This is a genomic window from Pyrinomonas methylaliphatogenes (genome assembly GCF_000820845.2).
Lineage (GTDB): Bacteria > Acidobacteriota > Blastocatellia > Pyrinomonadales > Pyrinomonadaceae > Pyrinomonas > Pyrinomonas methylaliphatogenes.
This window is the reverse complement of sequence record NZ_CBXV010000001.1, coordinates 99,965-121,094: the sequence shown is the minus strand read 5'-3', so window position 1 is coordinate 121,094 and position 21,130 is coordinate 99,965. Positions and strand designations below refer to the sequence as shown.

Genomic DNA, 21,130 nt, shown 5'->3' with positions numbered 1-21,130 from the left:
AAAAAATCCCCGCTCAGATGAAGACTTCAGCCGCGCCTACGACTGAACATATCAAATCCGACGGCGGCGACCAAAATCGCCCCCTTGACGATATCTTGAATGTAGTCGCGCACGTTCTCCAAAGACATGCCATTATCCAAACTGGCCATGAACAAAGCGCCAAGGCAAGCCCCGAAGATCGTGCCGCGACCTCCCATCAAACTCGCCCCGCCGATGACGCATGCGGCGATGGCATCGAGCTCCAGAAGCACACCGGCATCGGGAGAAGCGCTCCCGACACGCGCCGTATAGATGATCGCCGCAATGCCCGTCAGCAAGCCCATCAAACAGAAGACCGCCAAGACGTGCCGGCTGATGTCGATCCCAGAAAGGCGCGCCGCCTCTTGATTCCCACCGATGGCATAAAGATAGCGCCCGAAGGTCGTGTTCCGCGTGATGAACGCCCCGATGAGCGCGACCACAAGCAGAACGACGACGGGGATGGGGACTCCGGCGTACGAATTCATCAGGACGACAAAACCGACGATGAGCGCTGAAGGGAGAACGATCCGTACAGCCATCTCGGTTCCGCTTGGGGCCTGCAACCCGTGCCTAATCCGCGCGCGCCGCCGTTGAACATTGAGCCAAGCTACAGCAATGACGGCCAAAACGGCAAGCGCCAACCCGACGGGCGGCGCAAGGTAACTTTGCCCGATCGCCTTGAAACTCTCAAGGCTGAGCGGGATCGTCCGCCCTTCGGTGACGCCTTTGACGACCCCACGCCAAGCGAGCAATCCGCCGAGCGTTACGATGAAAGCCGGGATATTCAGATAAGCGACCAGCGCCCCTTGCAACGCGCCGATCGCGAGACCGACCAGCAAGGCAGAGAGCAGACTCGCAGATAATCCCCAACCTAACGAATATTGCACGAGAGCGGCAACACCGCCAGCCAAACCGAGCAACGAACCGACTGAAAGATCGATGTGGCCAGCGACGATAATCATCAGCATGCCGACAGCCAGTATGCCGGTGACGGCCGTTTGCCGCATCAGGTTCGATAGGTTACGCGCTTCGAGGAAGACCCCATCGGTTAAGTAAGCGAAGATCCCCCAAACGACGAGCAGAGCGATGATCATCGTATAAGCGCGCAGCATGGCGGTCTGTATGCGCCACCCCTTCTGCGCTCGTTCCGCCTCGCTTATCGCTTGCGACTGCACTATCGGCTCCTTAGCTACTTGACTCATCTCCACGACTCACCGAAGAAGATTCAGATTTGAGCTGCTTCCCCCTTTGCTCTAGCGTGCCCCGTCGCACAGGACATGACCGCTTCGGGGCTCGCTTCCCCGCGTTTGAACTCGCCCATCACACGCCCTTCGTGAAGCACGAGGATCCGATCCGATAGACCTAACACTTCGGGCAATTCGGATGAGACGAGAACGATCGCCATCCCCTCTTGAGCCAAGCGGTTGATCTGCGCATAGATCTCCTGTTTGGCTCCAACATCGATGCCGCGCGTCGGCTCATCCAGAAAAAGGACGCGCGGCGTCGTCAACAGCCATTTGGCGAGGACGACCTTCTGCTGATTTCCGCCGGAGAGCGTCCCCACCGAAGTGAAAACATTCGGCGCCTTGATGCGCAATTCGCGCATCGCGCGCTCTCCTACGGCGATCTCCGCATCCAGATCCGTAATGCCATGCCCAGCCCAACGATCGAGACTGGCGAGCGTCATGTTGCTCAAAACCGTCTGGTCCAGTATCAGGCCGAACCGCTTGCGATCTTCCGTCACGAATCCGATGCCATGACGGATCGCATCCGCCGGACCGTTTATTTCGACGCGCTTACCTTCGACAAAGACCTCACCTCTGACGCGCCCCGCATGCGCGCCAAAGATCGCCATCAATAACTCGCTACGCCCAGCCCCCATCAAACCGGCGATTCCCAAAACCTCGCCGCGCCGCACGAAGAAGCTCACATCGTTGACGAGCAATTTGCTTGGCACCGCCGGATCCTTCACCGTGATCCCGCGCGCTTCGAAGACGACCTCGCCCGGATGCCGCTCCGACGGCGGGAAGATCTCGCCCACCTCGCGGCCAACCATCATGGCGATGACGCGCTCGCGATCGAGCTGCCTCGTCGGCGCCGTCCCGATCGTCTTCCCGTCACGCAAAACCGTAATGCGATCAGAGAGCGCGAAAACCTCGTCGAGCTTGTGCGAGATGTAGATCATCCCGACGCCGCGCCGACTCAGCCGCCGCAAGATCTCAAAGAGCGTCTCCACTTCGGCTTCGGTGAGCGCCGTCGTTGGCTCATCCAACACCAAAATGCGCGCTTCATGCGAAAGAGCCTTGGCGATCTCGATGAGCTGCTGCTGACCTATGCCGAGATTGCGGACCGGCGTGTGCGGATCGAGCGGAAGATGGAGGTCCGCAAGCAAAGCTTGCGCGCGACGGTAAAGCTCCTCCCAACGCACGACGCCGAAACGACGCGGTTCGCGCCCGAGGAAGATGTTCTCGCCGACGGTCATCTCCTTGACGAGCGAAAGCTCTTGGAAGATGATCGCGATCCCTGCCGCTTCCGCATCGCGCACGCCGCTGAATCGCTGCTCGCGTCCAGCGATCAAGATCTGCCCGCCGTATTCCGGATATGGATAAACGCCGCCAAGAACCTTCATCAAGGTCGATTTTCCGGCCCCGTTCTCCCCGACGAGCGCGTGAATCTCACCGGCGCGAAGATCGAACGAAACGCCATCCAACGCGCGCACGCCCGGAAAGACTTTGGTGATGTTGCGCATCTCGAGCAAGGGGGCTTCGTTCTCCATCGAACCCTCCTAAACGCGCCGCGAGCTAAGAGGCTCAGTTCGCGCGCGACGAAGAATCAACAACGCGCGAAGACGCGACTCTGGGCCACTGATCACGCGGAACGTTCCGATAGATATCTTCGAGTCGGTGAAAACCATCCTTGACCACCGTATCGACGATATTGTTCTTATCGACCACGATCGGATCGAGCAAGATCGAGGGAACATCCTTGCGGCCATTGTTGAGGACGCCGTTGGTCTCGACCTTCTCGCCGCGCGCCAATCGGACCGCCGCTTCGGCGGCCCTTTCGGCCAGAAGCTTGATCGGCTTGTAAACGGTCATCGTCTGTTTGCCCTCGACGATCCGTTGCAGAGCGGCAAGATCGGCGTCCTGACCGGAGACGAGCACCTTTCCGGCCAGCCCTTGTTCTTCGAGAGCCTGGACCACCCCTCCAGCTAGCCCATCGTTCGAAGCCACGACAGCCGCGACCTGATTGTTCGCTTGCGTCAAGGCGTTCTCCGTATGCTTGAGCGCTTCGCTCGGAAGCCACTCGCGCGCCCATTGCTCTAGGACGATCTTCACCTTGCCGCTTTTGACCGCTGGGCCCAACACCTTCATGTGACCTTCGTGGTAAAGGTGCGCGTTGTTGTCAGTGGGCGCGCCTTCGATCAGCACATAATTGCCGGCTGGCGCGCGATCGAGAAGATAGCGCGCTTGCATCTCGCCGACGCGCAGGTTATCGAACGAAACATATAGATCGACATCAGCGTGACGGATCAACCGATCGTATGAGATGACGGGGACGCCCTGTTTCTTCGCCAGCTCGACGATCGCGGCTGAGGTTTCGGCGTTGTGCGGGACGACGACGAGGACGTCAATCCCTTGGGTGAGCAGGTTCTCTGCCTGTTGAAGCTGCAGCGCATCGTCGCTGTTGGCCGCCTGGACGAGGGTTTCGGCGCCGAGTTCCTTTGCTTTCGCAACGAACAAATCGCGGTCGCGTTGCCACCGCTCCTCCTTCAAAGTATCCAGCGAAAACCCGATCCGCACTGGACCGCGCCGTTTCCCGCCCGCGCGCTCCGACGGCCCGCTTACACATCCCACGCAAACAATTACCCAAACGAGCGTTAACAAGCTTCCGAATCGAAGCATTCGCATCCTCTCCCATGAGTGGAAATCTAAGAGAATTTCCGTCGCTATCACCGTCCGCGCGACGCGACGCACAAGCTTATCAGCAGCGCGCAAAAATTTCCATCCCGCAAGTTCCTCCATCCGCTCACAGATGAAAAAGGCCGAGGCGCGGGATGGCGTGCTCTTCGCACAAACGTTTGATCAGCAGTCGCTCACGCATCTCGACCAGATGCTCCTCGTTCAATCTCAGAGCGCGCAACTCCCGCTCGATGGCGCGGCGGTACTCCTCGAGCTTCTTGGCAGGGATGCGTTCTATGAGCGCGCTATAGAGCTCTTCTTCCAAATGCTCGAGCCTTGAAGCGAGATCCGCTTCGGAGACCGACGCCATGCGCGTCAGCCTCGTCAACTCCTCAAGCTGCGTTAGGATCGCGCGCAGATGACCGGCCCACTTCAGGTCGCCCTCTTTCTGAGCCGCGTTGAGCGCTTTCGATAGAGCTTCACGACAACGCTTCAAGTGGCGCTGCACTTCATCCTGAACGGGCGATTCCTCTCTCTCTCGACCGCGCCCCCGCTGTGTCTTGAGCCACTCGGCGAAGGCCATTTCCACCTCATCGCGACAGTAAGCGAGCGATCTTACGTTACGCCGCGGCGTTTGCGCCTCATAAACGTCAAACGTCCTCTCGATCGCGCGCAAGACGACATGAAGCGGGATGCCGCGTTTTTTCCATTCGTCGATGAGCGCCCAATCGAGCGGGCTGAGCAGCAGCGGCTTCCCACGCCTTCTGATGAAAGCCTCTTCGATCTCCGCGAAGTAATCGAATCGGTCGTTATGGCCTCTCCCTTCGCCCATGCGACTTCGCCATCTGGGAAAACAGGTTAACGTTGACGATTGCGTTCGTAGACCAAGCGTAAGCCTTCGAGCGTGAGCGTTTCGTCCACGGCCTCGATCAACTCCGACCCGGTGGCGATCAGCTGGGCCAGACCGCCCGTGGCGATGACGCGCGTTTCGCCGCCCAACTCATTGAGCATGCGGCGCAATATGCCATCGACCAAACCGACGTAGCCGTAGTAAAGCCCCGATTGCATCGCTTCGACGGTCGAAGAGCCGATCACCGTGCGCGGGCGGCGTATCTCGACGCGCGGCAAGCGCGCAGCGCGCTCAAATAGCGCATCCGCCGAAATCGTGATCCCCGGCGTGATCACGCCGCCGAGGTAACGCCCGTGGCGATCGACGGCATCGAACGTCGTCGCCGTTCCGAAATCGACGACGATGCACGGCGCGCCGTATTTGTGGATCGCGGCCACGGAATCGACGATTCGATCGGCACCGACATCGGACGCCGGTTCATAGAGGATCGGCATCCCCGTCTCGGTCGTATGATCGACAAACAGCGGCGTATGGTGGAAGTAGACCTCAGCCATGCGCTTCAGCACATAGTTGAGCGGAGGGACGACGGAAGCGATGGCGACGGCGGTGATCGCTTGGAAATCGAGTCCGGCGAGTTCGAAAAGGTTCCGCGCATGCACGCCATACTCATCGACGGTCCGCGCGCGCGCCGTCGTCAGACGCCAATGGGCGATGAGCCGTTCGCCATCGTAGACGCCGAGCGAAGTATTCGTATTGCCTACGTCGATGACAAGAAGCATAGATGCCCGTATCCATTCACGCTCGAACTGCAGGATCGCGATAGAGCGAAATCAGCACACGGGATGGACTTCGATCCATTCACATGGACCTCGATATCGACACACTGGCCCAGCGAGATCCAAGCGCGATCGCGCTTTGTCACATCCCCGTGTAATCTGGACCGCCCCCGCCTTCCGGTGGGACCCAATTGATTATCTGGTACGGATCCATGATATCGCACGTTTTACAGTGCACACAGTTCGTGAAGTTTATCTGCAATTTGCGCCCTCCTTGACCGTCATCGACCATCTCATAGACAGCCGCCGGACAGAACTTCTCGCACGGGTTGCCGTACTCCACCGCGCATCGCGTCGCGCAAACGTTCGTATCGAGGACGTGCAGATGCGGCGGTTGATCCTCTTCGTGTGCGACCGAAGCGTGATAGACGTCGGTCAGCTTATTGAACGTCAGCTTGCCATCGAAGCGCAACGCGGCGTAGCGCGACGTTGCCGCATCGCGGCGCGCAAGATCCGTGAGCTTCTGCATCGCCTCGTGGCCCGGAACCGTTCCGAGGCGATCGAGGATTCCCCACGCGCGCCCTCCGGTCAGGAACTGCAATCCGGCGTTCGCCAATCCCAGCCAGCGCCCATGGCGGAACCCAGCGTGGAAATTGCGGACGCGCCGCAACTCTCGCATCAACCAACTCCCTTCGACCAATTCTCGATAGCGGCGCAACTGGCGGGCTGAAAAGTCGTCGGCGAGCAAGGCCTCGAAGATCGCCTCCGCAGCCAACATCCCGCTTTTGATCGCCGTATGTATCCCCTTGAGCCGCTGCGCGTTCAGAAATCCGGCGCTATCGCCGACGAGCAAGAAGCCATCGCCGTAAATCCGAGGCATCGCATGGATCCCGCCAGCGACGATCGTCTTCGCTCCGTAGCGGATCATCCGTCCCCCTTCGAGTATCCGTGCGATCGCGGGATGCTGTTTGAACAGTTGAAATTCGGCATGTGGATCGAGCGACGGGTCGCGATAATCGAGCCCCGTGACATAACCGAGACTGATGATGCGATCGCGCATCCCGTAGATCCAGCCTCCGCCATACGTGTGAACATCTGACGGATAGCCGAGCGTGTGAGTCACCCGCCCTGCAGGATAACGATCGTCCGGTAGCTCCCACAGCTCTTTGATTCCGAGGCTATAGACTTGCGGCTCGCATCCTTCATCCAAACCCAAGCGTGTGACAAGCTGCTTCGTCAAAGATCCGCGCGGTCCTTCGCCGAAGACCGTCACCTTCGCCAACAGATCGACGCCCGGCTCGAAGTTCGACTTCGGACGGCCATCCCGCCCGATCCCCTTGTCGCCCGTGCGCACGCCGATGACGCGATCATCGCGATCGTAGAGCACTTCGACGCCTGGGAACCCTGGGAAGATGTTGATGCCGGCCTCTTCGCATTTTTCGCCGAGCCAAGCGACGAGTTTGCTGAGCGAAACGATGTGATAACCGTGATTGCGCAAAGGTGGCGGGATGAGCGGCGAGCGCAGCGCGCGCTTTTCCGTCAAGTAGAGGAACTCCTCTTCGGTCACGACCGCATCGAGCGGAGCCCCTTGAGCGAGAAAATCCGGCATCAATTCCGCCAGCGCGCACGGGTCCATCACGGCGCCCGACAGTATGTGCGCGCCGACCGCTCCGCCTTTTTCGATCACCGCGATCTGCACCTCGCCGAGCGCGCGCGTGCGCCGTTCGCCGCGCGCCACGGCTTCATCGTGCGAAGCGATAAGTCTCGCCAGATGAAGCGCGCCGGCCAAACTGGCTGGTCCAGCTCCGACGAAGACGACATCCATCTCGACGCTTTCACGCTCTATCTTCCGATCCAACTTCCCGACCTCCCCCTCAGGTCCTGAGAGCGCACTTCGCCGCAGGACGCGGAGCGCGCATCTCGACGCCGAGTTCGCTGATCAAAGCTGACGCCGGGCAGTATAACACATCCGCGAGATTCGCCCGGCCAACGCCAAAGCGGATCTCGCCGACATGCGCCTTCGATGACGGCGAGATGATCACCGTGCGCCGCTGTTGGTGCGAGACTGAGACTTGCGGCAACTGCGCTCCTTCGATGAAGGCGAGATGATCATCTTAAGCAGGTCAGCTCAAAAGCGCCATCTTCGCCGCTGAATCGCCATCCGATCACGGGCGCTTTCCGATCCTCGTCTCGCCAGAATCGAACACGTTGGACAAATCGCTCGCCTGAAGCTCTCCGTCCTCTTTCGGCACGAGGACCTTTATCGGCTCCTCGAGCCCGCCGCGCAGCGCGAAGTTCTCCAAGCGCATGCGCAAAGAGGGCGTGACCTCCTGCCCTTGCGCGATGAGCAGCAGGCCGTTTGTGGCGATGATGTCCTGCGCGATGATCATCCCCGGCCTCAATTCGTAGAGGAAGACGTACTTCGTGGTGAACCGCCTCTCGCTTTGCGCGATGGCTTCGCCGAGGGCCTCGACGACGACCGGATCGTACCAGTCGCCGCGCCGTCGCATCTCCTTGTACGCTTCGGCGGGGCTCAGCTTGGCTTCGAGCAGCTTATCGAAGTCAAGGGCCACCTTCAGAATACGCGCGCCGAAAGGGATCTCGTGCCCGAACCGCTCATCCTTCGGCGTTCCGGCCCCATTGAAGAGCTTCTCTTGATAGGCGATGATCTCGGCGACCGGTTCCAGTCGTGGGATTCGCGCGATCAGGTCGTGGCCGACTTGGGGATGGGCCTGCAGAATGCGCAATTCATCGACCGTCAGCGTCGCCCCTTTATAGACCTTGAGCAAGGTCTCCTCCGGAACGGTGATGCAGCCGACTTGCGATAACATGGCGGCGATCTCGATCTGCCACGCGTTCTCCGCCCCGATGATCTCAACGAGCTGGTGAACCAGACGCTGCACGCGCGAAGCGCGCCCGAAAGCGGTCGGATTGACGAACGAGAGGATGTCGGTGAGCACCTGTAAGCTCCCCATCAGTGTCTTTTCGAGAAGCTCTTTTTCGGCCATCACCAAGCGATACTGTTCGAGCGCGGCGAGAAGGATCCGGCTCAACGTCTCCGGCGCGCACGGTTTGGTGATAAACCTGAAGATGCGCCCTTCATTGACCGCCTCGATCGCCGTTTGCTGGTCGGCACATCCGGTGAGCATGATGCGTATGCTGTGCGGGGCGACCTCACACGTGCGGGCCAATAGCTGCACGCCATCCATTCCGGGCATGCGCATATCCGCGACGACCACCGCATACGGTCCGCTCGCCTCGATCATAGAGAGCGCTTGCTCGCCGCTCGTCGCGGTCTCGATTTGGAATCCCTTCAGCGCGCGCTTATAACCATCGAGCACGTTCTGTTCGTCATCGACGAAAAGTATCTTCTCTGTCATGCGTCACATCCTTTCAGTTCTCGCCATCCTCCCCATCGAGCGATCCCGCCGCTTCGAACCAGATGGGCAACCGTTCGGCCAAGCCGAGTTTCTTCAAATACTCCTGATCGAGCGCCGCTGGCCGACTGTTTCGCGAACCGACATATCCCATCTCTTGCGCGATGAAATCGGCGGCATGGATCGCCGTCAGCGGAGTGAAACGATGCGATGTCGATTGGCCCGGTTCATGATGGAAGGCGACCGCCTCGACGATCGAGTCCGGCAATCCCCAAATCCCCAACAGATAAGCGCCCACCTCCGAATGCGCCGCCCCCAACACCTGCCGTTCGGCTTCGTTGAGACCGATCCTCTCAAGATTAGAGATCGCCAACGCTCGCTCATACTCCTTGGGGAAAGTGGCCGCCAAGATCAATCGCCCCACGTCATGAAGCAGGCCGCTGGCGAAAGCCTCTTCGGCAATCCGTTGCTCTTGTCCCTCTAACCTGGCGATCAGTTTGGCCAGCTTGGCGACAGCCATGCTGTGCGACCAAATGCCGCCGAGAGTGGAAGCGACCGAGTGGATCCCATCGTAATGGGAGAAGATCTGTATCGAGAGGACGAGCGCGCGAATCGTCTCCAATCCCAAAAGGCTGGCGGCATCGGTCGGACTGGCAACGCGACGCCGCAACCCGAAGAAAGCGGAATTGACCATCTGCAAGATCTTCGCCGTCATCCCGATGTCCTTCGAGATGATCTCGCCCACCCTTTTGATGGAAGCGTTCGGAGAGTTGAGTTCATCGATCAGTTCGAAATAGAAATCCGGCAGGCTAGGCAAGGATTGGATCTGCGAGATCACGAGCTGCAAAGTCGCGTTCGTCAGCAGATCGCGTAACGCGCACGCGCGGCGCACGGTCTCCTTCAAACACTCCGCATCGCACGGCTTGGACAAATACTGATGCGCCGTCCCGACCGACTTCATGATCATCTCTTTATCTGAATGGCCCGAGAGGACGATGCGGACGACATGCGGATAGCGCTCCCGGACCTCCGTGAGCAGTTGGGCCCCATCCATCCCGGGCATGCGCATATCCGTCACGATCACGTCGAACGGTTTTGCGGCCAACGCCGCCAATGCCGCTTGCCCGCCTTCCGCAAACTCCATCTCCCATTCATGGCGCATCGAACGCAGCATTCGCCGCAATCCGTCGAGCACCTTCGGTTCATCATCGACGAAGAGGATCCTCCTCATCGCGCCGCCTCCTTCTCGACATCGCCGCCGATCGGCAAACGGATGATGAAGGTCGTCCCCTGCCCCTCTTCAGTCTCGAAGGAGATCGTGCCGCCATGCTTTTCGACGATCACAGAATGCGAGATCGCCAACCCCTGTCCCGTGCCGCGTCCGACCTCTTTGGTCGTGAAGAACGGATCGAAGATCCGTGACTGTATGCTCGACGGGATCCCCGTCCCGGTATCGCTGATGCGTATTTCAGCCCACTCTCCATCACGCCGCGTGCTGATCTTGATGATCCCCTTTTGACCGCCGTTCTTTCCCACTTTGTCGGCGATCGCGTGCGCTGCGTTGATGATCATGTTCAAAATCACTTGATTGAACTCGCCCTGCAGACAGAGCACTGGCGGCAGCGTAGGATCGAAATCCGTGATCATATCGGCGACGTACTTCCATTCGTTGCGCGCCACGGTGATCGTACTTTCGATCGCTTTGTTCAAATCTACAGCCTTCTTCTCCGTCGCCCCGGGATGGGCGAAGTCTTTCATCGATTGAACGATCTTGGCGATACGCTCGATCCCCTCGAGCGATTGCTGGATCGCTTTGGGGATCTCTTCGAGAAGATTTTCGAGATCGCCCTTTTCGAGCTCCGCCTCGACCCAGGCGATCGTTTCCGACTTCGGCGCCCCGTCGCGACATTCGGCAAGCAACGCCGCGTAAGCGCTGAGCACGCGCGATAGATCGGCGAAAGCATCGCGCAGAAAGCGCGTGTTGTCGCCGACGTACTGAGTTGGGGTGTTGATCTCATGCGCGATACCGGCGGCCAATTGACCGATCGACTCCAGCTTCTGCGCTTGACGCAATTGACTTTCCAGGATTCGACGCTCGGTGATGTCGGCTCCAATCAGAAGATATCGGACCGCTTCATGCGAATCGGCCTTGAACGGCGTGATGGTGATCTCCAGAAAACCTTCCTTCCCATCGGAGCGCTTGAACTTGATGTCGCTGAAATGGGTCGGACACTGCTTATCGCGTGAAGCTAAGAGTTTGTCGATCGCCGCCTTATCCCACTGGATCCCGCATTCGGTGAGCGCCCTTCCGATGACCGCCTCCTCTTCGAGTCCGAAAGCGTTCCGCGCCGCTTGATTCCAACGCATGATGCGTCCCAGCTCATCGATCCCGATCAAGATCGATGGGATCGCGGCCAGCAGGCGCGCGTTCTCGGAATGCACCTTCTGCAATTCGATCGCCACTCTTTGACGCTCAGTGATGTACTCCTTCAACACGGCATTGGCCTGCGATAGGGCGAGCGTTCGCTCCTTCACACGCCTTTCCAGATCTTCGTGCGCTCTGCGCAACGCATCTTCCACCTGTTTGCGCTCGACTAGGCGCGAGACCTTGGCGATCAGATGCAAACGATCGCAAGGCTTCTCGACGTAATCATCAGCCCCGGCCATCAGACTCTCGAAGGCGACCAACCCGTCCGCATCCTTCGATCCGATGATCAATATCGGAGTGGTGTAAAATTGGGCGTCGGCGCGAAGGAGCCGACAGAGCTCGATGATCTTGGTAAACGGGGCCATAGCATCGCCGATCACCAAGTCGAGCTGCCGCTCGCCCTTGGCGACAGAGAACCCCTCTTGCGCGTCCCTGGCCGTGCACACACGATAGCCAGTATCCGCGAGGAAGGAACTGAGGAATTCTAGCCGTTCGGGCGCCTGGCTGACGATCAGTATCGCTCTTTCATCTGCGAGAAACATCGGTCGAAAGTTTCCCCAAGGAGGCGGTCCTCTCCCCCTGAGGTTTTATCGGCAATGGCGGCGAAAAACATTAGCGCCCCTTAAGGAGGTTCAAATTTGAAGCCATGCGTACAAGACCGTTTCTTGCGACCAGATGATAGATTTGGGAGGAGATCTACGAAGCCGAGACGAAATCTCCGAGGCCATGGCTCGACATAACGACTTCCGCCATCTGTCCGACACTGGCGCGATCTCGCGCCGTACCTTTCTCCGGTCCCTCGCCTCCAGCCCTTCGCTCGCCTTCCTCGCCTCGTCGCCGCACACAATGCAACGCGACACCGGGGAGAGATCTGGATCGAAGCTCGAGCAGCAGCAATTTCTTATCTCCTACGACGAGCAAAGCATCACCGGTCTATCGCATCCGCAAGATCCGCATCAAGCCGAGTTCCTGCTTCCGGGCGGGCGATTAGGCACCCCGATCGTCAGATATAGGGTGGCCGATGGCGATTGGCTCGATATCTACACGCGCACCCGTCGCCGTGAAGTCGATCCTCAGAATCACGAACTCATCTATACGGATTTCGATCGCGGATCGCCATTGAAGATGGTCCAACGATTCACACTCGACCGAGATCATCTCGACTGGAAGATCTCGATCGAGACGACGATGAACTTTCCGGTCACGATTGGAGACTTAGCGATCCCGCTCCCCTGGCGCGCGCCCGCGGGCGCGGATCCGACGACGATCTTCGAGCGCAGCTTCACCAAACACCACTTCATCTCCGGCCACGGCTCGTTCCTCTATTTCACGAAACCGAGCGGTGATCCGCCGTATCTCATCATCACGGTTCATCCGGGGACCAAACTCGAATACTACGCGACGGAAGGGCGCGGGATCTATCGGGCCTATATCCATTCGGGCCTTTCGGGAAACCGCGAAACGCGCGGGACGTGGAGACAGCCGCATACTTATCTCGAGCTCGGACCGGCCCAAGCGCCGAACAGCAAGGTCGAATACGGATTCAGGTTCAGATGGGCGACATCTTATGATGAACTGCGTCAGATCCTTTACGAAGAGGGATTGTTCGACATCCGGGTCGCGCCCGGGATGACCGTTCCGGAAGACCTGTCGGTCAAACTGTCTTTGCATACGAAGAACGAGATCGCTTCGATCGAAGCGGAGTTTCCGGGCGAAACGAAGATCACCTACCTCGGCCAACCGCAGCTTGACCATCATCTATTCGAGATCGAGTTCAAGCGTTTAGGCGAAAACCTTTTGACCATCCACTACGACAAGGGGCGGCGCAAAACCTACCTTGAATTCTTCGTCACCGAACCGCTCGAAACGCTCATCAAGAAACGCAGCCGCTTCATCGCGCAACGGCAACAACACCGCGCGCCCGCGAAGTGGTACGATGGGCTCTTTTCCGTCTACGACATGCGGAATGGCGTCCTTCGCGGCCCTGACGACACCGACGGGTTCGATTACTGGTGGGGGTATGTTCTCGCGTGCGACGATCCGGCGCTCTGTAAAGCTCCTTACGTCGCCGCCAAGAACGTTCACTTTCCCGAACGCGAGGAGATCGCCGCTGTCGAATACTACCTCGAGCGTTTCGTCTGGGGGAAACTACAGCGCACGGACAAAGAGGAGCCCTATCCATACGGGATCTACGGCGTGCCAAACTGGAAAGTGAACCGCGATCCGGATCTTAGAAAGCGCGCCGGCATCAGGAACAGCCTTCTCGACAAATGGCCGCTCTGGCGATCTTACGACTATCCGCACGTCATCATGCTCTACTACCACATGTACGAGATCGCCCGGATGTATCCGCACCTTGTGCGCTATCTCGACGCCGCCGGCTACCTCGAACGCGCGTATCAAACGGCCCGCGCCTACTTCACCTATCCTTACGAGATCTTGCCGGAAGCGTATGAAACTTACAAGATCGGTTGCTACAACGAACTGGTGATAATCGATCTTATCGCCGCGCTCGAGGATGAAGGGCACAAGGAGCGGGCCGACTGGCTGCGCGCCGAATGGGAGAAGAAGGCCAAATACTTCATCTATGACGACAAATATCCTTTCCGCTCCGAGTATCCGTTCGATCGCACCGCCTTCGAGTCGAGCTATGCGTTGGCCAAGTACGGCGCCACGCACGACATGAAGCCCGACGCGAACCTTTGGTTCGATAAGAGATTGAAGAAGTGGTATTCGCACCGGGTCGTGCGGCGAGAGGACGCTCGCGCCTTTATGGAGCGCCAACTGCGCGCCAATCTCGCCGTCAGAGGTTGGCTCGAAGCGGCTTATTATCTGTTGGGGGCCGATTTCACTGCCTCGTCCGACATCGGCGCGCTGAGTTACATGGCCCAGATGGGCGGTTGGGCGATCCTCGATTACGCGATCTCTTTCGCCTCGCGACCGCATGACTACCTTCAATTGGGTTACGCCTCTTATCTGAGCGCTTGGGCGTTGATGAACACGGGGCGTGCCGAGACAAACTACGGCTTCTGGTCCCCGGGCGCAAACAACGATGGCGCGGCGGGTTGGCAGTTCATGACGGCGAAGTTCGGACGCGCGTGGATCAGAAAAGACATGCCGCGTGGCGCGTGGTACTACGATGGCGAGATTGATCTAGGATTCGGCGCGGCGCTGCGAACCGCGATGACCGTCTTGACCCGCGACCCGCTCTTCGGATGGTTGGCCTACGGCGGCACGCTCGAACTTCGCGGCGACGCGCTCCACGTCATCCCGCGCGATGGCCTGCGGAAACGGTTCTGTGCGATCCTCGATGATCGGCGAGTGCAGATCGAACTCGACCGCGATGGTTTCGCCCGAGGGCAACCGCTGATCACCGACCAAAGCTTGACGCGACTCCGCTTGACGCTCGAGAATCGAACCTCCGATACGCATACGACATCGCTGCGAATCTCCGCCGCTGGCGCCCAAGCTTACGAGGTCATCCATGAAGGTGAGAGAGTCGGCACCGCTAAACCGAATGGCGCGTCGTCGTTCAAACTCAAAGTGAAATCCACACCGCAAACCAAGATCGAGTTAATCGCTATTCCATCAAATCAATAGTGAGGTGAAGCGTAACGCCTATGATAGCGAGAAGGACGAGAAGTCTATTGGCCGCAAGCTTAATTTTCATCCTATTCGCAGGCGAGCCATCGCTCCTGCTGGCGCAAACGCGCAGCGGTGAATCGCGTCAGACGCCGAGCGCTGATCTTGACATCGATCGTTCGCAGAGCGAACTGCGCCCCTTGATCGAACGTTACAACGTGGATCGCGCAAGCTTGACGCGCACCTATCCGCTCGTCATCTCGCCGACGGCCCGCGAGCGTTTCCGCAAATTTTACACCGAGTGGCTCGATCGTCTTGCCGCGCTCGATTTCGATCGGTTGAGCCAAGACGGTCGCATCGATTATCTGCTCTTTAAAGACCATCTCGAACACGAGTTGCGGCAGTTGGATATTCAAGCCAAACAGTTCGCCGAAGTCGAAGCGCTGCTCCCATTCGCGCGCGCGATCTTCGAACTCGATGACTCGCGACGCCGTATGGCGCGCGTCGATGCGCCGCGAACGGCGGCGATGCTCGATGAGATGAGGAAACAGATAGATGGCTTGCGTCGCTCGCTCGAAGAGCGACTGCCGGCGAGGGCGAGCGGGTCGAACGGCTCCTCCGCACCGCCGATCAGAAGAAACGTCGCCCTTCGTGCCGTCAATATGCTGGCGAGCTTGCGCGCCACACTGAAGAATTGGTTCGATTCCTATAACGGCTACGATCCGATCTTCACCTGGTGGATCGCCGAACCATACAGAGCCGTCGATCAAGCGTTGCAGAATTACAATTCGTTCCTCGGCGAACGGATGGCCGGAGTGAGCCTCGCGCAAAGCGAACAAGCTCAGTCAAGCGCGCCGCCCGGCGGGCCACAACCCGAACGCGCGCGAAGATTGATTCGGGCGCGCCCTGGTGATACGAGCGATATCGTCGGCGATCCGATCGGGCGCGACGCGCTGATGGCGGAACTGGCGGCGGAGATGATCGCTTATACGCCCGAAGAACTGATCGAAATCGCGAACAAAGAGATGGCGTGGTGCGAAGCCGAAATGATCAAGGCTTCGCGCGAACTTGGCTACGGCGACGACTGGAAGCGCGCGCTCGAACACGTCAAGAACCAGTACGTCGAGCCCGGCAAACAGCCCGATCTGATTCGCGATCTGGCGCTCGAGGCGATCGATTTCGTCGAGAAGAACAATCTCGTCACCGTCCCGCCGCTCGCGCTTGAGACTTGGCGGATGCAGATGATGACGCCCGAACGCCAACTGGTCAACCCTTTCTTTACCGGCGGCGAGACGATCAGCATCTCGTACCCGACCAACACGATGAGCCACGAACAGAAGATGATGAGCATGCGCGGCAATAACATACACTTTGCGCGCGCCACCGTCTTTCACGAACTGATCCCGGGCCATCATCTACAAGGCTTCATGGCCGCGCGCTACAAGCCTTATCGCGCTCCATTCCGCACGCCGTTTCTGGTCGAAGGGTGGGCGCTCTACTGGGAATTTCTGCTATGGGACATGAACTTCCCGAAGACGCCCGAAAACCGCATCGGCATGCTTTTCTGGCGCATGCACCGCTGCGCGCGGGTGATCTTCTCGCTTCGCTTCCATCTCGGAGAATGGACGCCGCAACAGTGTATAGACTTCTTGATACAGCGCGTTGGACATGAGCCGGAGAATGCCATCGCCGAAGTGCGCCGTTCGTTCGATGGCAGCTACGAGCCGCTCTATCAAGCCGCTTATCTGCTCGGCGGGCTGCAACTTTATGCGCTACATAAAGAGCTCGTCGGAACGGGTAAGATGACCGACCGCGCCTTTCACGACGCGGTTTTAAAGGAGAACAGCATCCCGGTCGAGATGATCCGCGCCAAACTGACGGGCGAACGACTGACGCGCGATTTCAAACCGCAATGGAAATTCTATGACTCGCTTGCGCGGCCCTGATGAAGCGCCCGTTGGGATTTTGAACCGAGCCACTCATCTCGCTAATCCGCTTTCGGGAGCGCTCCGGCGCTCCCGAGTCTTTTAAGATCCCCATCTTCGCAAATCGCCGAATTAGATCGCCTTAATACGGTTCAATTCGACTTTCAATCGTTCAAGACACGCGCGACGCGCGCGCGAAAGATTTCTAGCGTGACCAGAATCAGGCGCTAGGAGGCATTCGAGGAGATGCTATCGCCCGCACGCAAGATGCGCTCGCTGTGGCGCCTTTTTACGACAAGTAGAAGGCTCTTTTGTGCGATCGCGCTTCTTCTCGCGTTTGCGAGTTCGCCGCCGCACGCGACATCTCAAGTCCGCACCGTCGGAAGCATCAACGGCACGGTAACGGATCAATCCGGAGCCGTCGTCGCGGGAGCCAAAGTTCAGTTGAGGGATGAACTCACCGGAGCGACCAAAGAGACCGTCACGGATGAGGCCGGGAATTTCACTTTCCAGAACTTGCAAGCTGGAACCTATGAGGTCGATGTCGCCGCGACCGGATTTCAACCGGCGGTCTACAAGGGCGTCGTGGTCGAATCGGCCCGCACGACCGACCTTTTCGTTCGGCTACAAGTCGGCGCCATAGCCGGAACGGTCGAAGTGGTCGGCGTCGCTCCGGCATTGGAAGCCACGTCGAACGTCATCTCGAACACTGTGCGGAACGAATCGATCCGCAACCTACCGCTCGGCGGGCGCAACATACTCAACTTCGCGTTGCTCGTCCCGGGCTCACAAACAGTCGGCGGCAACGGTCGCAACAGCACGTATAACGGGATGCCCGGCGGCGCGATCAACATCACAGTTGACGGCATCAACAACAACTCGCAAGGCTTCAGAAGCGGAGGTACGAGCTTCTTTGCGACCGTCCCGCCGCGCCTTGGCGCGATCGAAGAGGTCTCCGTCCAAACGGCCAGCCTTGGTGCCGATGCTGGCGCGCAAGGCGCGATGCAGATCCGTTTCGTCACGCGCCGCGGCACGAACGAGTTTCACGGAAGCCTCTTTCATCAACTGCGTAACGATGCGCTCAACGCCAACAGCTCGATCAACAAGGCGCGCGGGTTGCCGCGCCCTCGCTTGCGCTATAACGAATTTGGCGGCAATCTCGGCGGCCCGCTGTGGCGGAACAAGCTTTTCTTCTTTGTCAATTACGAGCAGGCGCGCATACCGAGTCAAACCGTCATCAACAACGTCGTCTTGACGCCGGAAGCGCAACAAGGGATCTTCCGCTACCGCGGCACCGATGGCGTCACGCGCACCGCCAATCTGCTCCAGATCGCGGCGAATAACGGATATCCGAGCGACATCGATCCGATCGTCGCCGATTATTTCAGACGAACGAACGCGACGCTCAGCAATGGCTCGGTCACGAGCATAGATCTGTTTCGCAATAACTTGAGCTTCCTCGAAAGGACGACGACGATCGAACACTATCCGACGGCGCGCATCGATTATCACATCACACCCAACATCGTCTGGACGGGAACGTGGAACCTTTACAACCGCAAGATCTCTGGGACGCGCCCGTGGCCGGGAAATGATTTCAAAGAACAGGGCGCTTTCAAGAACACTTGGTACATCGCCTCGACGGCGCTCAACTGGACCATCTCGCCAAATACATTGAACGAGTTCAGATATGGACTACAGCATAACGTCGATCAATACAACGTCGGTGAAGGGCCGGACCAGTTCAACATCCTCGGCAGGCAGATCCGCGTCGCCTACCCGTTCATCCCGCCGATCATACGTGATCAGCTTAACATCTCGCGCGCCAACGCCACGCACAATCTTTACGACAACCTAACGCTTATCCGTGGCGATCACACCCTGACGTTCGGCGGAGCGCTCAAATACGTCTGGTGGTATGACGCCGATTATCAGGGCGGCGCCGGGATCCCGACGCTGACGGTCGGCGTCGCGGCGGGCGATCCGATCACCACCGTCTTCAGCTCCACCAACCTGCCGAACATCTCCGGCACGGATGCGAGCAACGCCGCCGCTCTGTACGCGCTTTTGACGGGAAGAGTCGCGAGCATCAGCACGGTGCGAGTCATCGATCCGCAGACCAAACAATACCAGCCGACCCAGCTCGTCCGACTCGATAAACAGAGCACGTGGGGACTCTACTTCCAAGACTCATGGCGCTACCGGCCCAATTTGACGCTCAACTACGGTCTGCGTTGGGAGTTCACCAACGACATCTACGATAGCCGCGGCATCTACACGAGCCCAACGGTCGAGCATCTTTTCGGTCCATCTAGATCGCTCTTCCGTCCGGGCGTGCTCGATGGTGTTATGAACCCGCAAATCTTCCTCCGCCCCCACGCCTATAAAGCCGATCATGTCAATCCGGCGCCCAATTTCGGCATCGCTTGGTCGCCATCGTTCAGCCGAGGTTTCTTGGCCAAATTGTTCGGCCAAGGGCAGAAGACAGTCATCAGAGCCGGATACTCGCTGACCTACTATGATGAAGGGCTGCTCGACTTCATCAACTACGCGGGAGCGAATCCGGGTCTCATCCAACAACTCTCTTTGAATCCGGGCCAGCCCGGCTTCCCGCTCGGAGGGCTGCGACTGAGCGATCCGATTCCACCGCTGACGACCTTCCCGACGAGCTTCGCCAACTCCTTCCCGCAAGCCGATTACACGTTCACGCGCGGTTTTAGCACCATGCTGCCTAAGCTGCGCACGCCTTACATTCAGACGTGGAACATCGGAATTCAACGCGAGGTGGCGAAGAACACCGTCATCGAAGCGCGTTATGTCGGCAATAAGGGAACGCACATCTGGCACGGTTACAGCATCAACGAGGTCAACATCTTCGAGAACGGTTTTCTCCAAGAATTTCTGAACGCGCAGCGGAACTTGGCGATCAATCAAGCGGCGGGCGTCACGAGTTTCGCCAACCGCGGTCTGCCCGGACAGGTGCCGCTTCCGATCTTCGAAGCCGCCTTCGGCGCGCGCGGCTCACAACCGGCGCTCCCCGCCAGCTCCGGTTTCGCCAACGGCGCGTTCATCACCGCGCTGCGACAAGGCGAAGCGGGACGGCTCGCAGCGGCGCTCGCCGGCAGCCCGATCTATCTCTGCCGCATGGTCGGGAGCAACCTTGCGCCCTGCGCCACACGCTTCGGGTTCAACGCCCCCGGTCCATATCCGATCAATTTCTTTCAGGTGAATCCATTCGCCGCCGGTCAGCGGTTGCGATTAATGACCGATGAGTCATATTCGAGCTATAACGGCTTGCAAATCCAATTCCGCCGCATGATGACGAGCGGACTGAGCATCACGGCCAATTACACCTACAGCAAATCGCTGACGGATCTGTATGCCGATAGCCCGACTTCGGAAGCCGACTACATCACGCTTCGCAGCCGCAATCTGAACAAAGGACCATCACCGTTCGATCTACGCCATGTCTTTCAAGTCTATTGGAGTTGGGATCTACCTTTCGGTTCAGGTCGAGCTTTCGCCATCAATAACCCCGTTCTCGATAAGGTCCTCGGCGGATGGACGCTTTCCGGAATCGTTCGCTGGCAATCTGGGCGCGTCTTCAAGCTGACGAGCGGACGATTGACCGTCAACGGGATGGATTCAGGCGTCATCCTTAACGGGATGACGACGGACCAACTGCAACGCCTGGTCTCGATCCGCCCCGGTCCAAACGGCGCAGTCTACTTCCTCGATCCATCTTTGATCGATGCGGCGACCGGTCGCGCCAATCAACAGGTTTTGACCTACCCAACGCAACCGGGCCAGTTTGGACAATTCATCTACCTGTATGGTCCGCCGGTCTTCATCCCAGATCTTTCGCTCTCGAAAGAGATCCCATTGACTGAGCGCGTGAAACTCGATTTCTGGATCACGGCGCTCAACGCCTTCAACCATCCCAACTGGGAAGTGGGCGGCGTCGCCGGCACCGTCAGCATAGATTCGACCACTTTCGGCCAGACCACAAGCCAAGTGGGCGGCGGTGGGCCGCGCAACGTCCAATTTCGCCTTGGGTTGCGCTTCTGAAAGCGGGGGCCATCTTCCGGCGGTGGCTCCCCTCGTTTTCGACATGGTTTTTGCGCGTTTTAGCGCTTTTCGCAATGAAAGGTTTTCAGTTAAGCTCTATTTGTGCAATTTCACCACGCGATGAGGAAGTGACCTATGCTTAGATGCGTGAGGAGGCCCTATGCGCACAGCATCCACCTGCGCCGCGCCGAGATGCGACCT

At 58.8% G+C, this 21,130-nt stretch carries 13 protein-coding genes; 3 read left to right on the top strand and 10 right to left on the bottom strand.

The window, feature by feature from the left end; genetic code table 11:
• Positions 1–26: 26 nt before the first annotated feature.
• The 10 genes from PYK22_RS00490 to PYK22_RS16150 all read right to left on the bottom strand — a co-directional run bounded on the left by PYK22_RS00490 (position 27) and on the right by PYK22_RS16150 (position 11,896).
• Complete coding sequence (locus tag PYK22_RS00490) at positions 27–1,223, bottom strand: sugar ABC transporter permease (RefSeq protein WP_099606140.1); 1,197 nt, start codon at positions 1,221–1,223, stop codon at positions 27–29.
• 23 nt (positions 1,224–1,246) lie between these two features.
• Positions 1,247–2,797, bottom strand: a complete 1,551-nt coding sequence (locus PYK22_RS00485; protein ID WP_041973112.1) for a xylose ABC transporter ATP-binding protein — start codon at positions 2,795–2,797, stop codon at positions 1,247–1,249.
• Between the two features lie 34 nt (positions 2,798–2,831).
• Positions 2,832–3,926 carry a D-xylose ABC transporter substrate-binding protein gene (gene xylF / locus PYK22_RS00480; protein WP_041973555.1) on the bottom strand — a complete coding sequence of 365 codons (1,095 nt, stop codon included), beginning with the start codon at positions 3,924–3,926 and terminating at the stop codon, positions 2,832–2,834.
• Between the two features lie 124 nt (positions 3,927–4,050).
• On the bottom strand, positions 4,051–4,755 hold the full coding sequence (locus PYK22_RS00475; RefSeq protein WP_041973109.1) for a hypothetical protein: 705 nt from the start codon (positions 4,753–4,755) through the stop codon (positions 4,051–4,053).
• A 26-nt stretch (positions 4,756–4,781) separates the two neighbouring features.
• Entirely contained in the window at positions 4,782–5,552 is a 771-nt protein-coding gene (locus tag PYK22_RS00470) for a type III pantothenate kinase (protein WP_041973107.1), read from the bottom strand.
• Positions 5,553–5,691: 139 nt separating this feature from the next.
• A complete protein-coding gene (locus PYK22_RS00465; RefSeq protein ID WP_060635169.1) occupies positions 5,692–7,407 on the bottom strand; it encodes an electron transfer flavoprotein-ubiquinone oxidoreductase in 1,716 nt (571 codons plus the stop codon).
• A 16-nt stretch (positions 7,408–7,423) separates the two neighbouring features.
• Positions 7,424–7,630 carry a hypothetical protein gene (locus PYK22_RS00460; protein WP_041973106.1) on the bottom strand — a complete coding sequence of 69 codons (207 nt, stop codon included), beginning with the start codon at positions 7,628–7,630 and terminating at the stop codon, positions 7,424–7,426.
• Positions 7,631–7,714: 84 nt separating this feature from the next.
• Positions 7,715–8,929 carry an HD domain-containing phosphohydrolase gene (locus PYK22_RS00455; protein ID WP_060635168.1) on the bottom strand — a complete coding sequence of 405 codons (1,215 nt, stop codon included), beginning with the start codon at positions 8,927–8,929 and terminating at the stop codon, positions 7,715–7,717.
• A 13-nt stretch (positions 8,930–8,942) separates the two neighbouring features.
• The gene (locus PYK22_RS00450; RefSeq protein ID WP_041973105.1) at positions 8,943–10,157 is read right to left on the bottom strand and encodes a response regulator; all 1,215 of its coding nucleotides are present in this window, start codon (positions 10,155–10,157) and stop codon (positions 8,943–8,945) included.
• Positions 10,154–11,896: an ATP-binding response regulator gene (locus tag PYK22_RS16150; protein WP_060635167.1), complete on the bottom strand. Its 1,743-nt coding sequence runs from the start codon at positions 11,894–11,896 to the stop codon at positions 10,154–10,156. The genes PYK22_RS00450 and PYK22_RS16150 overlap by 4 nt, the downstream gene beginning before the upstream one ends.
• A gap of 184 nt (positions 11,897–12,080) precedes the next feature.
• On the opposite strand from PYK22_RS16150, the gene PYK22_RS00440 reads away from it, so the two are divergent.
• The 3 genes from PYK22_RS00440 to PYK22_RS00430 all read left to right on the top strand — a co-directional run bounded on the left by PYK22_RS00440 (position 12,081) and on the right by PYK22_RS00430 (position 20,929).
• Positions 12,081–14,954, top strand: coding sequence for a DUF5695 domain-containing protein (locus PYK22_RS00440; protein WP_157770581.1), 2,874 nt, complete (start codon positions 12,081–12,083; stop codon positions 14,952–14,954).
• Positions 14,955–14,974: 20 nt separating this feature from the next.
• Complete coding sequence (locus PYK22_RS00435) at positions 14,975–16,882, top strand: DUF885 family protein (protein WP_083437472.1); 1,908 nt, start codon at positions 14,975–14,977, stop codon at positions 16,880–16,882.
• Positions 16,883–17,107: 225 nt separating this feature from the next.
• The gene (locus PYK22_RS00430) at positions 17,108–20,929 is read left to right on the top strand and encodes a TonB-dependent receptor (protein ID WP_083437471.1); all 3,822 of its coding nucleotides are present in this window, start codon (positions 17,108–17,110) and stop codon (positions 20,927–20,929) included.
• Positions 20,930–21,130 lie beyond the last annotated feature (201 nt).